The 15,509-nt window shown below is 53.2% G+C and carries 12 protein-coding genes; 8 read left to right on the top strand and 4 right to left on the bottom strand.

Annotated elements, in window-relative coordinates; translation table 11 throughout:
* Positions 1–4: 4 nt before the first annotated feature.
* Positions 5–895, bottom strand: coding sequence for a LysR family transcriptional regulator (locus PVOR_RS00695; RefSeq protein WP_006207127.1), 891 nt, complete (start codon positions 893–895; stop codon positions 5–7).
* A 126-nt stretch (positions 896–1,021) separates the two neighbouring features.
* On the opposite strand from PVOR_RS00695, the gene PVOR_RS00690 reads away from it, so the two are divergent.
* The 4 genes from PVOR_RS00690 (at position 1,022) to PVOR_RS00675 (ending at position 5,589) form a co-directional block, all read left to right on the top strand.
* Entirely contained in the window at positions 1,022–2,098 is a 1,077-nt protein-coding gene (locus PVOR_RS00690) for a branched-chain amino acid aminotransferase (RefSeq protein WP_006207126.1), read from the top strand.
* A gap of 133 nt (positions 2,099–2,231) precedes the next feature.
* Positions 2,232–3,128 carry an AraC family transcriptional regulator gene (locus PVOR_RS00685; RefSeq protein ID WP_006207125.1) on the top strand — a complete coding sequence of 299 codons (897 nt, stop codon included), beginning with the start codon at positions 2,232–2,234 and terminating at the stop codon, positions 3,126–3,128.
* 106 nt (positions 3,129–3,234) lie between these two features.
* On the top strand, positions 3,235–4,218 hold the full coding sequence (locus PVOR_RS00680) for an N-acetylglucosamine kinase (protein ID WP_006207124.1): 984 nt from the start codon (positions 3,235–3,237) through the stop codon (positions 4,216–4,218).
* Between the two features lie 54 nt (positions 4,219–4,272).
* The gene (locus PVOR_RS00675; RefSeq protein WP_006207123.1) at positions 4,273–5,589 is read left to right on the top strand and encodes a 6-phospho-beta-glucosidase; all 1,317 of its coding nucleotides are present in this window, start codon (positions 4,273–4,275) and stop codon (positions 5,587–5,589) included.
* Between the two features lie 118 nt (positions 5,590–5,707).
* Here the strand turns inward: PVOR_RS00675 and PVOR_RS00670 are convergent, their stop codons facing one another.
* From PVOR_RS00670 to PVOR_RS00660, 3 genes are all read right to left on the bottom strand, one after another.
* Positions 5,708–6,649, bottom strand: a complete 942-nt coding sequence (locus tag PVOR_RS00670; RefSeq protein ID WP_006207122.1) for an SDR family oxidoreductase — start codon at positions 6,647–6,649, stop codon at positions 5,708–5,710.
* Entirely contained in the window at positions 6,646–7,743 is a 1,098-nt protein-coding gene (uxuA, locus tag PVOR_RS00665) for a mannonate dehydratase (RefSeq protein WP_006207121.1), read from the bottom strand. Before uxuA ends, PVOR_RS00670 begins: the two co-directional genes overlap by 4 nt.
* Before the next feature lie 129 nt (positions 7,744–7,872).
* Positions 7,873–8,550 carry a GntR family transcriptional regulator gene (locus PVOR_RS00660; RefSeq protein ID WP_006207120.1) on the bottom strand — a complete coding sequence of 226 codons (678 nt, stop codon included), beginning with the start codon at positions 8,548–8,550 and terminating at the stop codon, positions 7,873–7,875.
* Between the two features lie 87 nt (positions 8,551–8,637).
* Here PVOR_RS00660 and uxaC point away from each other — a divergent pair, with 87 nt between their 5' ends.
* The 4 genes from uxaC to PVOR_RS00640 all read left to right on the top strand — a co-directional run bounded on the left by uxaC (position 8,638) and on the right by PVOR_RS00640 (position 15,418).
* Entirely contained in the window at positions 8,638–10,041 is a 1,404-nt protein-coding gene (gene uxaC / locus PVOR_RS00655) for a glucuronate isomerase (protein WP_006207119.1), read from the top strand.
* Positions 10,042–10,152: 111 nt separating this feature from the next.
* Positions 10,153–11,754, top strand: coding sequence for a response regulator transcription factor (locus PVOR_RS00650; RefSeq protein ID WP_040680027.1), 1,602 nt, complete (start codon positions 10,153–10,155; stop codon positions 11,752–11,754).
* Entirely contained in the window at positions 11,751–13,532 is a 1,782-nt protein-coding gene (locus tag PVOR_RS00645) for a sensor histidine kinase (RefSeq protein WP_006207117.1), read from the top strand. Before PVOR_RS00650 ends, PVOR_RS00645 begins: the two co-directional genes overlap by 4 nt.
* Before the next feature lie 197 nt (positions 13,533–13,729).
* On the top strand, positions 13,730–15,418 hold the full coding sequence (locus PVOR_RS00640; protein WP_006207116.1) for an ABC transporter substrate-binding protein: 1,689 nt from the start codon (positions 13,730–13,732) through the stop codon (positions 15,416–15,418).
* Positions 15,419–15,509: the final 91 nt, after the last annotated feature.

The raw sequence follows: 15,509 nt of genomic DNA, 5'->3' as shown, positions 1-15,509 counted from the left end.
AATGTTATTCTATAAAGGTATCTAGAAAATGCCGGGCCCGATTGGACAGTACATGATCCTTGAGCCAGACAATGCCGACGTCGGACTGAAAATCAGCGCTTGTGATGGACAGTGTCCGGATGTTGGGGATCGCGAATGAGGACATGACCGATTCGGGTAAAATGGTGGTACCAATACCTTCAGCTACCAAGGCCAGGATAATGGCGACGCTGGAACATTCACATATGACACGCGGTTCAAGTCCGCCGCGCTTGAATTCTTGTATGACCCGCTCATGCATCCCGATCGTCTGATCGGTCTTTAAGGACAGGAACGGATAATCCGCCAGCTCGCGCATCGAGATTTCGGACAGGGCGGCAGTGCTTGCCCAACTGCTGGGAAGGACCGCCACGAAGGGGTCCGAAGGCAAGGGCTGCACAGCATATCGCTCAGGCCCGAAGCTGGATTCGAAGGGGAGGCGGGTTACCGCCAGCTCAATGTTGCGTTTGTCGAGCTGATCTGCCAGCAGGGAATGATCCCCTTCCCGAATCTTGAAGGTGACCTCCGGATAGTGCTGCCGGAAGATATGGATCCGCTGCGGCAGGAGAGAAATGCAGGATACGACGGCGCCGATGGAGAGCATGCCGCGGACTCCTGCGTGAATCTCTTTCACCTCGGTTAGCGTTTCATTAAACTGGTTTAGCAGGGATGCCGCCCTGTTCTGCAGAAGCTCGCCTGCGTGCGTCAGCTGCAGCTGCTTGCCGCTGCGGTCAAACAGCGTAACGCCAAGCTCCTCCTCCATCAGCTTCAGCTGACGGCTTAACGGAGGCTGCTCCATGTTCAGCTGTTTCGCTGCACGCGTGATCTGTCCTTCCTGCGCAATCGTCAGGAAATATCGTAGCTGCCGGATATCCATGCTCTCTACCTCCTCTCCATACCCAAAAGGTATGGTATCCCTATAAATCAGATATTTTTAATATAGGGTATCGATTGATATGATTCAACTAATAAAAACGTTTGCAGATTAAGGAGATGTGTGTACATGACTTACACGATACCCGTGGAATTAACGACTACCCCGAAGGCGAAGCCGAGCCATCATAAACAGGCCTTCGGCACTGTGTTTACGGATCATATGTTTATTCTCGACTATGACGCCGGCAAAGGCTGGCACGATCCCCGTGTCGTTCCTTATCAGCCTATTGAATTGGATCCTGCTGCGAAGGTATTTCATTATGGCCAGACGGTATTTGAAGGCTTGAAGGCTTATCTGACAGAAGATCAGCGGATTCTTATGTTCCGTCCAGGCAAAAATATTCAGCGGCTTAATTTGTCCAATCATCGCCTCAGCATCCCGGCACTCGACGAAGAACTGGTGATGGAGGCACTCAAACAGCTGGTGCTCGTGGATCGCGACTGGATTCCATCCGAGCCGGGAACATCGCTCTATATCCGCCCGTTTGTCATTGCAACCGAGCCGGTGCTTGGCGTAGCGCCGTCCCTGCAATACAAGTTCATGATCATCCTGTCGGTTGTCGGCTCGTATTATGCGGAAGGCATTAATCCGGTGAGCATTTATGTCGAGCCGAAATATGTACGCGCGGTAGCCGGAGGAGTGGGTAACGCCAAGACGGCAGGCAACTATGCGGCAGGCTTGAAGGCACAGGATGAAGCCACCCTGAAGGGATATTCCCAGGTGTTATGGCTCGACGGCGTGCACCGCAAATATATTGAGGAAGTCGGCAGCATGAATGTGTTCTTCAAGCTTGGCGACACAGTGGTGACCCCGGCACTGAACGGAAGCATCCTGGACGGGGTTACCCGGAACTCGGTCATTCAGCTGCTCCAGCATTGGAACATTCCTGTGGAAGAACGTGCGCTTTCCATTGATGAGATCGTGGAAGCCCATCGCAGCGGATTGCTGACCGAAGCATTTGGAACCGGCACGGCAGCGGTTATTTCACCCATCGGCTCCCTGGAGTGGGAAGACGAGCAATTGGTGATTGGCGAGGGAGCAACGGGCGAACTCTCCAGACGTGTATATGATGCGATCACGGGCATCCAGCTTGGAACGGCGGAGGACCCGTTCGGCTGGGCCATTGAGCTTACATTATCTTAATGAACTTTAAAAGGACTTGCTTCAGGCGGCACACTGCTTGAAGTTGAGTCCTTTTTTTCTTGCCGCGGCTCATGGTACGATGTGGGTAAATCACGACTCGTATCGATATTGAGGGCCATGGAGGTGAATGTGTGTGAATCGTCCGCAGAGCGTTGTTCCGGATGCCATCGTTTTTACGAATGCTGCCTTTCCTTTCACTGCATCGACCACGCACGGTATATTTGCCGGAGCCCAGCGCCTGCATTGGCACCATGCTCTGGAGCTTAACTATATTCGCAGCGGCATCGGATTTATTCTGATCAACGGGATGAAGCTGCCTTTTCAGCAGGGGGACATTATTTTCATTAACAGCAATGATCTGCACCGGGCCTATGAAACGGAGAACCTCGTCATGGATGTCATTATGTTCGAGCCTTCGCTGCTGTCCATTGATCTCAAGTTCGATCCGGATTTGATGGCTCCGTTCCGTTCGCTGGGGAACGTGGACCGGCAGTCTCCGGTCCACGATGAATTGGCCCGGCTGCTCCGGCGCATGATGGACGAGAATGAAGCGCGGGGCACCTCTTACATGAGTCTGATCCGTTCGGATCTGATTCGATTCCTTAGTTTGGCGAATCGCCACCTGTCAACTCCGATCCAGGAGAACCGACCGATCAAGGGCAGGGGAATGCACGCGTTAAAAGAAGTTCTGCGCACGATGGAGCTTCACCTGGATTACGGCTGGACGCTGCAGGAGCTGTCGGATTTGACACACCTGAGTCCTTCCCGGTTCAGCGCACTCTTCCAGCAGGCGGTTGGAACGTCCCCGCACCATTACCTGATCCAGCTGCGCCTAACCCATGCCGTGCATCTGCTGGAGACAACCGATCAGAAGATCATTGAGATTGCGGAAACCTGCGGATTTCGGAATTTGTCCAACTTCAACCGCTTGTTCAAGCAGCATGTCGGGGCATCGCCAAGCGAAATTCGGGAGCACGCGTATGCGGGCCGTCCCGTTATTCCTTCAACCACGAAGCCTGAGAAACAGTAAGATAGTATCACACCTCGATGGTATAGCAGTAGATGGAGCACGGTGGAAGCGGTATCTTGGATATATACCACCATGATGCCGCTATAGGCGGGTAGGAGTGAAGTCCATGAGTTTGTATCTGGGTGTAGATGCCGGCGGCAGCAAGACGCACGCTGTGATCTGTGATGAACAAGGGAACATTCTTGGCAAGGGGGCTTCTGGTAACGGTAATCACCAGATTCACCGTGAACATGCGGCCCGTAACATTGAGGAAGCCTGTGATGCAGCTCTTCAACAGGCTGGTGTTGCCAAAGAAGATATAAGTTATGCCTATTTCGGCTTGGCTGGAGCGGACCGGGAAGCAGATTATGAGATTCTGCGTCCCATGATCGGAGCGCTGGGCTATGCCAGACATGGTATCGCATGCGATACCATTATCGGTATGCGGGCAGGAACGAGCCGTCCATATGGAGCTGCATTGATCTGCGGTACGGGCTTTAACAGCGCGGCGCGCAATCGCGCGGGAGCAGAGCTGCAGTATGGGGGCTTCGGATTCCTGTATGGAGACGGATACGCAGGCGGTTCGGGGTTCGCGAAGCTGGCCTTCCGGGCGGTTATTCGGGCTTGGGACGAGCGGGGACCGGCAACTTTATTGACTTCGCTCGTTCTGGAGCAGATGGGATATGCGTCCGTGGAACCGATGTACGAGGATGTTCTCTACGGTAAAGCTTCGGTTCCGCCAAGCCTGGTGAAAACCTTGTTCCAGGCAGCCGAAGCCGGCGACGAGGTAGCGACCCGGATTCTTCAGAACGAAGGCGAAGAGCTGGCCAATGCGGTATGCACGCTCATCCGGCGGCTGGATATGACCGATGAAGCCTTTGACATTGTCTATATCGGCAGTGTGCTGAACAGGCCGAACAGCTCCATTTTGACGGATGCGATTGAACGGGTCGTTGCAGTCCGTGCACCGCATGCAGCATGTGTAAGACTGACCTCCGATCCGGTTTCCGGCGCACTTCTCTGTGCGATGGATGCCGATGGGGTTACCGTGGCTGCAGAGACGGAAGCCAAACTGAAGGCTTTTACGTTCGAACAGGTAACCACGGCCTGACCAGCTTAGCGATGGAATAGATCATATGGATAACATATCTTGGAGGCGATGAACATGGCAGCAGGATTGAAGATAGCGGTCATTGGGGGAGGGTCCTCGTACACCCCGGAAATTGTTGAAGGTTTCATTCGCAATTATGAGCAGATGCCGATTCGTGAACTATGGTTCGTAGATATTGAAGAGGGCAAGCATAAGCTTGAGATCGTAGGAAATCTGGCGAAGCGCATGGTAAAAGAGTCCGGCCTGCCGATTGAGGTTCATCTCACACTGGATCGCAGACAAGCGATAGCAGGCGCTGACTTTGTAACGACTCAGATGCGTGTCGGCTTGCTGGCCGCACGTAAACAGGATGAGCATATTCCGATTATGCATGGTGTCATCGGTCAGGAGACGACGGGTCCGGGAGGAATGCTGAAGGCACTGCGCACTGTTCCTGTCATTCTGGACATCTGCCGCGATATCGAGGAGCTGGCGCCGAATGCGTGGATGCTTAACTTTACGAATCCGGCCGGAATTGTAACCGAGGCTGTTGCAAAGCACAGCAAGGTCAAGTCCGTAGGACTGTGCAACTCCCCGATTAACTTCCAGAAGTTTCTCGCGGCTGAATATGGCGTGTCCGAGAAGGATGTTCTAGCCGAGTTTGTTGGCATCAACCATCTTCACTGGGTGACCTCGGCCATCGTCAACGGCGAAGAGAAGATGCCGGAGCTGCTGGACGGCGGCAAGTCGTATACGGCCAAGAACGTGCCGACCTTTGGATGGGATGCCGACTTCATCCGTTCGCTGGGAGCCATTCCGACGTATTACCTTAAATACTTCTACATGACGGATACGATGCTCGCGGATATGAAGGCATCACTGGAGAAGGACGGGACCCGAGCGGACGTGGTTAGCCGGGTAGAGCAGGAGCTGTTCGAGCTCTACAAGGACGAGAATTTGGCGGAGAAGCCGAAGCAGCTGGAGCAGCGGGGCGGTGCTTACTATTCCGAAGCGGCTGTTAACCTGATGACCTCGATCTACAATGACCGCCATGATATTCAGACATTGAATGTGTCCAATGGAAACATCTACGACTTCCTGCCTGCGGATGCCAGCATTGAGATCAACTGCGTGGTGACAGGCCAGGGCCCAATTCCACTCGTACCGCAAAAGGTTCCTTCCCATGTAAAAGGGCTGATGCATGCGGTGAAAGTGTACGAACAATTAACGATTGAAGCCGCCATTACCGGTGATCGCGGCATTGCTCTGCAAGCGCTGGTTCATCATCCGCTGGTACCGTCCGTGACGGTAGCGAAGCAGCTGCTCGATGAGATGCTGGAGGCGAACAAGAAATATTTGCCGGCCTTTTTTAAGCCGGAGGCTGTGCTGTAAATCGAGTGGGGATACCACTCCACATAAGAAACAACGCTTATATTTAGTAACAAAAGGGCCTTCCCAAGATCAGACAATCTTGGGAAGGCCTTTTGCTGATGAAACCGTATGCGATTTGTTATACGCCGGAATAAGCCATGAAACCGCCGTCCACAGGGATCACCGTTCCCGTGACGAACCCGGAGGTCTGATCGTCCACGAGCCAGAGTAGCGTACCGAGCAGATCCTCGGGTACGCCGAACCGTCTCATGGGAGTATGCGAGATGATTTTATGAGAGCGTTCGGTTAGCGAACCATCGCTATGGGTCAGCAGGTTGCGGTTCTGCTCGGTCAGGAAGAAGCCAGGCGCAATCGCGTTCACACGAATGCCCGATTCCGCGAGATGAACCGACAACCACTGCGTGAAGTTGTTGATGGCCGCTTTGGCTGCGCTGTAAGCCGGAACCTTGGTCATCGGGCTTGGCGCGCTCATGGACGAGACGTTCAGCACGACGGCCCCGGGACGCCCCAGCATCCCCTCCGCAAAGATTTGCGTCGGAATGAGGGTGCCGATGAAGTTCAGGTCGAACACGCTGCGGAAGCCCGGCACGCTTAACCCGAAGAACGTTGTAACCTCCGGATCCGGCGCCCCCGCATCTTCCGGCCGGTAGATTTCATGGGTTGTGTTGGCATCCTTACGGTTGCCGCCGGCTCCATTAATGAGGATATCGCAGGGGCCATAGGCTTCGCGTACAGCCTTCTCGGCTTCGCGGACGCTCTCAACATCCGTCACGTCGCACGGAACGGCAATCGCAGCACCGCCGGCGGCGATAATCTCGTCGGCCACCTGCTGGCCCTTCGAGGCCGTGCGATTCAAGACAGCCACCTTGGCGCCTTGCCGTCCCAGTTCAAGGGCCATCGCCCGGCACAGCACCCCGGAGCCGCCCGTAATGACAACCGTCTTTCCCTTTAGTGACGGATGGAGCGGAAGTGACGGGGTATTTTGCGGCGTGTCTTCAGGGATAGCTTCTCCTGATCCTGGCCCGGAAGCTCCTGCAACATGAATATGAACCTCGCTCATTGAACAGCCTCCTTCCGCTCGGCTGCGCTCTCTGCAAGCTCACGGCTGTATGCGTCCCACAGCCCCCACAGATACATAATGCCTAAGGCCCGGTCATACAGACCGTAACCCGGGCGGCATTGCTCACCCCAGATATGCCGTCCGTGATCGGGTCTTACATATCCGGTGAAACCGTTGTCATGATAAGCCTGCACAATACCGGATATATCCACGGTCCCGTCTTCGGTCCGGTGCGACGTCTCCATGAAATCGCCATTCTCGTAGACGCGGACATTTCGGATATGCGCGAATGGAATCCGGTCATGGAACTCGTGGATCATGGAGACGATATCGTTGTCCGGATTAGCGCCGAGCGACCCGCTGCACAGGGTCAGGCTGTTCGCCGGGCTGTCATACAGATGGAGGAATCTGCGCAGATTCTCCTGACTGGTGATGATTCGCGGCAGACCAAAGATCGGCCAAGGCGGATCATCCGGATGAATGGCCATTCGAATGCCATTCTTCTCGGCAGCCGGAATGACGGCGCTTAAGAAATATTCAAGATTGCTCCACAGATCTTCCTCGGTAACGCCGCGGTAAGCCTCGAATAAGGACGTCAGATGCGCCAATCGCTCCGGCTCCCAGCCTGGCATGGTCAGGGTGCTGTTCCGGTTGATCGTCTGAACCAGCTCCATCGGGTCGGTGCCGTGGATCTTGGCCTTCTCGAAGAAGAGAGCCGTGGATCCATCCGGCGCCTGCTTGTGAAGATCAGTTCTAGCCCAGTCGAACACCGGCATGAAATTGTAGCAGATGACTTTGACGCCGACCTGACCCAATTTCTCAATCGTCCGGATGTAATTGGCTATGTATTGGTCGCGTGATGGGAGGCCGAGCTTGATATCCTCGTGGACATTCACGCTTTCCACGACGTCCACATGAAGTCCGTACGCTTTAGCTTGGTCCACAACTTCTCCAATTCGCTCCATCGGCCATTCTTCACCGACAGGAATATCGTGAAGTGCCCATACGATGCCCTCCACGCCGGGAATTTGTTTAATCTGATCCAGCGAGACCGTATCATTACCCTCGCCGAACCACCTGAATACCATGCGCATTTCTTCACCGCCTTTATAAGTTTAAGGAGTTAACGCAACAGCTGCCGGAAATCTGCAATTACGATGGTACAGCCAAGATGGAAGGCTGCGGACGGACAAGGAGGTGCACCCGCACCCGCCGCGTATGCCTTATTTAAAATAATCGGGATGCTTTTCTTTCAGCACAGCCAGATTGGAGATGATCAGGCTGAGATGTTCCTGCATCTCACGCTCTGCATGATCAGCGTCATGGCGCCGGATCGCGTCCACGATCTCCCGATGCTGCTCGTACAGGTTGGTCCAATTCGGATCGGCGGACAGCCATAACATCCGGCTCCGGTTCAGATGAGCATTCATCTGCTGCAGCACATTCCAGGTACCTACCTTGCGGCAGCCTTCAAACAAAATCCGGTGAAAGGTTTCATCCAGTTCAAACATATGCTTGCCGTCATGTTTCTCGATGCTCTCGCTTTGCTCGGACAGATTCCGTTCCAGCTCAAGAAGTTTATCCTCCGGAAAGCTCTCGCAGGCAAGACGGACGACAGCCTTCTCAAGCTGCTCCCGCATGAAGCGGGCTTCCTCGACCAGCTCCGAATCAATGAGCGAGACCCGCGTGCCGCGCTGGGGAAGCACAACAACAAGGTCCTCCTGAGCCAGGCGGACAAAGCTTTCCCGCACCGGTGTTCGGCTAACTTCGAATGAAAGGGAAACCTCCTTCTCGGATAGAGCGGTTCCGGGGGGGAGCTCGAGACTCACAATTTGCTGCTTAAGCTGGGAGTACACGATATGTCCGGCCGACCCTGGCTGTAAACGCAAAGATTCTACCACGGCATCACCTCCTAATGTATTCCATACTACCATACTTGTATGGTAGTATGGAACTGAAAATCTAAATAAGAATCGGAGGGCAATCACATGAGCCGTTTGGATACGGAAAATCTGCTGCTGAACAGCAACAGTGCCAAGAAACTTTTTTATGATTATGCGGAAGGCATGCCGATATTCGATTATCACAATCATCTAAACCCGAAGGATATCGCGATCAACCGGCAATTCGATAACCTGACAGAGATATGGCTGGAGGGAGATCATTACAAATGGAGAGCCATGCGCTGGCTCGGTGTCAACGAAGAGCTGATTACAGGCAGTGCAAGCCCGGAAGAGAAGTTTATAGCCTGGGCAGGCTGCGTTCCGCGTCTGGTCGGCAATCCACTGTATCACTGGACGCATCTGGAGCTGGCGCGTTACTTCGGGGTTCAGGAGCGGCTAACCTCAGGCAATGCCAGGGAAATCTGGGAGACCTGCAACGAACAGCTCAAGAGTCCTTCCTTACGGGCAGGCGGGATTCTGGATAAATTCAAAGTGAAAGTAGCCTGCACCACGGATGATCCGCTCGATTCGCTGGAGTTCCACCGTGCCATTCGGGAGAACGGGGAATTGACCACCATCGTAGCGCCTGCATTCCGTCCGGATCGGGTGCTGGACCTGACCCATCCCGATTTCACCTCCTATGTGGAGACACTGGGATCCACGGCAGATCAAGCTGTAGATACCTACCAGGAATTGCTGGAAGCTCTGCAGAAACGGATACAATATTTCCACGATCATGGCTGCCGCCTGTCGGATCACGGCTTTGGCAGTTTTCCTTATGAACCGGCAGGGGAGAAAGAGGTTGCAGACATTTACGGCAAAGCCATCAGCGGTCTCAGCATAACGCCGCTCGAAGAACGGAAATACCGCACGCATACCCTGCTTAAGCTGGGCGAGATGTATCACGCGATGGGCTGGACCATGCAGCTGCATATTGGGGCGATCCGGAACAATAATGCGCGTATGTTCGCGAAGATCGGCAAGGATAGCGGGTATGACTCGATTATGGATTTTCATCTGGCGGAGAGCCTGAACGGATTCCTGAGCAGACTCGACAGCAGCGATCAGCTTCCGCAAACGATTGTATACAGCTTGTATTCGTCTCATTACGAAATGCTGGCTACCACGATCGGGAATTTCCAGGCGGCTGGCGTTGAGGGCAAGCTTCAGCTCGGGTCGGCCTGGTGGTTCCACGATCAGAAGGAAGGCATGCTGAAGCAGCTTACCGCGCTGTCTTCCATGGGGCTCATCAGCACCTTTGTCGGCATGCTGACGGATTCACGGAGCTTCATGTCGTTCCCAAGGCATGAATATTTCCGGCGAGTGCTGTGCCGTCTGTTCGGGGACTGGATCAAGGAAGGGGAGGTACCCGCGGATTACGATTATATCGGTGCCATTATCCAGGATATCTGCTACCTTAATGCCGAGCGTTATTTTCAAATTCGTTGACAATTTCGCGCAGAGCATGAACAATAGACTTACTATATGAAAGCGTTTGCCGACTGACGGATAGGCATGGGTTGGTAGGCAGATGGGAACAAAAGGCGAGGGGGACATACCGTGCACTTGAACCGGGCGATATTGGTGGATGACGAGGTGTTTACGCGCAAAGGGCTGCTGAAGCTGATAGATTGGGAAGCCTGCGGCTTTCAAATCGTAGATGAGGCGGATAACGGCGAAGATGCGCTGGAGCTGATTGAACGGCTTCAGCCGGATGTGGTCATTACCGATATCCGCATGCCGGTGCTGGATGGACTTGAGCTGATCAGGCGAGTTGTCACGCAGGATATCGTGAAGCCTTATTTTATTATTGTAAGCGGATACGATGACTTTAACTATGCGCAGCAGGCGGTTCGTTACGGTGTACACGACTTCATTCTGAAGCCGATTGACGAGTTGGAATTCAGTAATGCGCTGGTCCGGCTCAGCGGACGGCTGGAGTCTGACCGCGAGGCACGCTTGCGAGAAGAACGTCTGTTGTCCGGCGCCTTGATGGAGTCGCTGATTATAGGGGAAGCGGATGAGGCGCTGCTGCAGGAATGGGAGCGACGTCTTGAACTCTTGCCCGAGGACCGACTGTTCTACGTCTTCGTCGAGCGGAATGACCTACCGCTATCAAAGGACGAGGGTGAAGCGGGCGGAGGCGAGTTCAAGGACCGGGTGGAAGAGGCGCTCCTTGCCGTCACGAATGGAGCTCAGCCCTTCTACTTGCATGAGCATCGCAATCGAATCGGCATCATCGTACCGGGGCGTATTCTGCAATCTTCTCAGGATTGTCAGCGGGAATTCGCCAGACGCATTCAACAATCGCTCGTTACTGATAACGATAGGATCTTTGTCTATTTCGGTCAACCGGTTCAGCAGCTGTCCCTTATCCAGAATGCCTATGAAACGGCCAAGGAAGCCTTGTTATACAAGTACGTCTATGATGAGAGCGGCATCGTAATCCATGAGGAAGCCGCTCTGCATGCGCTGCAATATATTGGTCTGGAGGAGAGCCTCTACGAGCTGCTGCTGGAGCAGATCGAAGAGCTGCATTTCGCCAAGCTGGAGGAGACGATCACATTATTGTTTCAATCCTTCCAGGCGAAGCTGTATGCGCCTGAAGCCGTGAAGATGGCGATCAACCAATGCGTACTGGGCGTGGTGCGGGTGCTTAGCAGCATGGAGGGGGATCAGAGCCGGCTGTCCAGCCTGGAGCCGATGACCGAGTGGCATGACCGCAATCTGTCGCTGCGTGAGCTGAAGCGTCTGTTTACCGATTTTGCAGTTGAGAGCGCAAACTATATTTCACATCTTCGCAAGGAGCAGCACAAGGGCGGAATTCAGAAGATCCGGGCTTATATTGAGGCTAACTTTCATGAGAATATCAGTCTGAAGAGCATCGCGGGAAAGTTCTATATGAACCCGGTCTATCTGGGACAGCTGTTTAAAAAAGCATACGGCGTGTACTTTAATGATTTCCTGCTGCAGCTGCGCGTAAATGAAGCCAAGCGATTGCTGCGCCAGACGGACCTGCGCATCTATGAGGTGGCCGAACGCGTAGGCTTCGGCAACCCGGACTATTTTGTCACGCAATTCGAGAAGATTGAGCGGATGACGCCAAGTGAATATCGGAGCCGCTTGATGAAGGAGGCAGCGTCCGAAGGGACGAATCGATGAAGCCAAGCTTAAACAATGTCCGCCTGCGGGACAAGATGCTGCTGATGTATTTCCTGGCTGTTTTTTTGCCGATTCTGATCACCAACCTGATCTTCTATAATGTGACATCCGGCAGCGTGAGGGAGCAGCGGATCCAGGATATAACCGTAGCGCTTGAGCAGATGAAGAACGAATTCCGCCGAGAAGTCGAGGATGCCCTGGAGATCTCCTCGGTTTTCTATACGGACGTTCAATTGAACGAGATCGTGGAGACGGGATACGACCACCCCGCCGATTATATTGAGGCTTATGACAGCTATCTTCGCCGCATTTTGAATTCGGGCAGCGCCGTATACAACTCGGTCAGCGAAATTACGGTATATGTGGACAATCCGACCCTGCTGTATTCCGGGGGCATCAATTACATCGATGACAAGGTGAAGGAAGAGGCCTGGTACAAATTGATCGCGGGCAAGAACGTGACTCAACCGATCGTGATGCGCACGGGTGGAAACGGCCAATTGGACAGCTTCAGCATCATCCGGAGCATGAATTATTTCAACTCCCAGAATGACTATACCAAGTATCTCAAGATTGATATGCGGATGCCCTCGATCCGGCAGATTATGAGCAATCTGAACGTGCAGGGCAAGGTGTACCTGCTGAGCGGCGCCGGAAATATTGAATACACCACAGATTCGAACGTCAACGTCATGCAGGGCTCCGTGCCGTACAGCAGCATCGAGCATGAGGACAAGTTTCTGGAGTTTCGTACCGACAGCTTCACAACCAACAATCTGAACTCCTGGACGATGGTGGCGGTGACGCCTGAGGATGTGGTGCTGCGGGATGTCCAGCAATCCCTGCGGTTTGTCATTGTGCTGACCTGCTTGAACTTTCTGCTCCCCACCCTGGTGATCGTCTGGATTAGCCGTTCCCTAAGCGTGCGGCTGGTACGCATACTCAAGCATATGAAGAAGGTTAAGAACCAGAATTATGACACGATTGAAGAAGCGGAGGCGCGCGACGAGATCGGCCAGCTGACGGGTGAATTCAACCGGATGACGCTGCAGCTCGAAAGCTTGATCAATGACGTATACGTGGCGGATATCCAGAAGAAAAATTTGGAGCTGCAGCGAAGGCACGCGCAATTGAATGCACTGCAGAGCCAGATTAACCCGCATTTCCTCTTTAACGCCTTGGAGACCATCCGCATGCGGAGCCTGATGAAGGATGAGGATGAGACGGCAAGAATCATTCATAACATGGCCAAGATTTTCCGTAATTCATTAGTTTGGAAAAAAGATATGGTGACGCTCAAGGAAGAGGTGGAGTTTATCCACTGTTTCCTTGAAATCCAGAGATACCGGTTTGGGGACAAGATTGATTATACGGTCCACGCACCCGCAGAAGAGGGTCACCTGCAATTACCCAAAATGGCGATTGTTACCTTCGTGGAGAATGCCAGCATTCACGGCATTGAGCCGCTGAAGCACGGGGGACGCATTGAAGTGCATATCGTACGCGAGGGTCGATCGCTCATCTGTACCATTCAGGATAACGGGGCCGGCATGTCCGCGGAGCAGGTCGAACGCATCTGCCGTTATCTCGATACCGAGGATGAGATGGGGGAGCGGATCGGCATTCAGAATGTGATCTACCGATTGAAGCTGTACTACGGAAGCCGGTTCCGGTTTGAAATCGACAGCTCGCCGGGACAAGGCACTCGGGTCCGAGCTGTCCATTCCCATCGAACAATAACGGCGGCAAATCCTGCTTGGCATTCCGGTTTGGAATGACCAGAAGCAGGATTTGTTTGTTGCAGGGAGAAACCTGCCCTGCATGATGCCCGTACAGCCTTTTTTTTCTGCCGCTGGACACAGTTCTATAGTTTTCTAAGTATCACCTAAAGATTGACGGGTGAAAATCGCTCAAGGGCTCTCTTATAATGAAAGTGCTTACAATTAAACAAGACCGAAAGGGGTAGGTCAAGAGCATGAATAAGAAATTTTGGATGAGCTGTCTGACCGTAGTCATGATGGTATCTCTTCTGGCAGCTTGCGGCGGAAAAGACAATCAAACCGCGGACAACACGCCGGCGGCTGGTGGCGAAGGCGAGAAGAAGGAAGAGAAGGTCACCTTCACGTATTTCAACGCAGCAGCAGGCAAGGACAAAAATACGAACGAAACCACCATCGGTAAGATCTTCGAAGATCAAACTGGCGTGAACTTTAAGATGGAGCATCTGGTAGGGGATGAGAACACGAAGGTGGGAACCTTCATCGCCAGCAACGATTATCCGGATGTCATCGTACCGGGGAACTCGATTGACAAGCTGGTTGGCGCGGGCGCCTTTATCCCCTTGAATGATCTGATTGATAAGTATGGACCTAACATCAAGCGTGTATACGAGCCGTATTACAACCTGATGAAAGCCGAGGATGGCAACATCTACTTCCTGCCGCTGAGCGCGGTGGTAGGAGAGTACACGTCTGCTCCAAACATTGAGCAGGGTGCATTCTGGATTCAACGACGTGTTCTGAAGGAAGCGGGTTACCCGAAGATCAAGACCTTCGATGAATACCTGGGCCTGATTCGCGACTACGTGAAGAAACATCCGGAGGAAGGCTTGACCGGGTACCTGGCACTGACAACACAGGATAAATTTTTTGCACTGACCAATGCCCCGATGCACTTGGCCGGATATCCGAACGATGGCGGGATCATCATCGACATGGAGACCCACGTAGCGAACGATTATGCGGACGATGACATTACGAAGCGCTACCTGCAGGAGCTGAACAAGCTCAATACAGAGGGGTTGTTTGATAAATCCTCTTTCGTGGATAACTATGATCAATACCTTGCCAAACTGACTTCCGGTAAGGTGCTCGGCTTCTTCGACTATCGATGGCAGGTAGGCCAATCGATGAATAACCTGCGCGAAACAGCCAACGCATCGGGTAACGACGATCTCGAATATATGGCGCTGCCGATCGTCTACGATGAGAATATCAAGGACCAGTATCTCGATCCGCCATCCTTTGTTAACAACCGCGGCGTAGGAATCTCCGTCAGTGCGAAGGATCCAGAGCGTATTGTGAAATATTTCAACAACCTTCTTACGGACGAGAACCAGGTTCTGTCGAACTGGGGCATCAAGGACGAGACGTATTCCGTTGATGAGAACGGCCGCTTCTACCGTACGGAAGAGCAGATCACACAGACGAATACGGAAGCCTTCCGCGAGTCGTTCGGCTTCAAGTACTTTGAATACAACTGGCCTCGTTACGGCAATGGCTCCACGCTTCCTGACGGTAATTCCGTCGGTGCAGGACGCCAGCCTGAGGTTGCCAAAATGTCTTATTCCGAACCGGATAAGAAGCTGCTTGAAGCCTATGACATCGATTCCTTCTCGCAATTGTTTGCGGCGCCGGATGATCGTCCATGGTACCCGGCTTGGAGCATTCCGATTGATCAGGGCTCACCGGCACAAATCTTCACTCAGAAGAAAAGCGATTTGCAGCGTAAATACTTCCCGAAACTGGTGCTTGCAAACCCTGCGGAGTTTGACCGTATCTGGAATGAATACGTGGGCGAGTTCAGCAAGCTGGATGTGAAGGGATATGAGGATCTGATCACCGAGGAAGTCGCCAAGAAAATCGCAAATGCCCAGGGACAATAATAGATGAAGGAGAGGCGAAGGGGGCGGACCACTCGGTAGACTTGAGTATCCGTCCCTCCTCTTCTATACAACAAGCTCGGCGCTGAGAAGT

The sequence above is a fragment of the Paenibacillus vortex V453 genome (assembly GCF_000193415.1).
Taxonomy (GTDB): domain Bacteria; phylum Bacillota; class Bacilli; order Paenibacillales; family Paenibacillaceae; genus Paenibacillus_AQ; species Paenibacillus_AQ glucanolyticus.
Note: the sequence above shows the minus strand (reverse complement) of the source record. Positions and strands in the feature narration are given on the sequence as shown.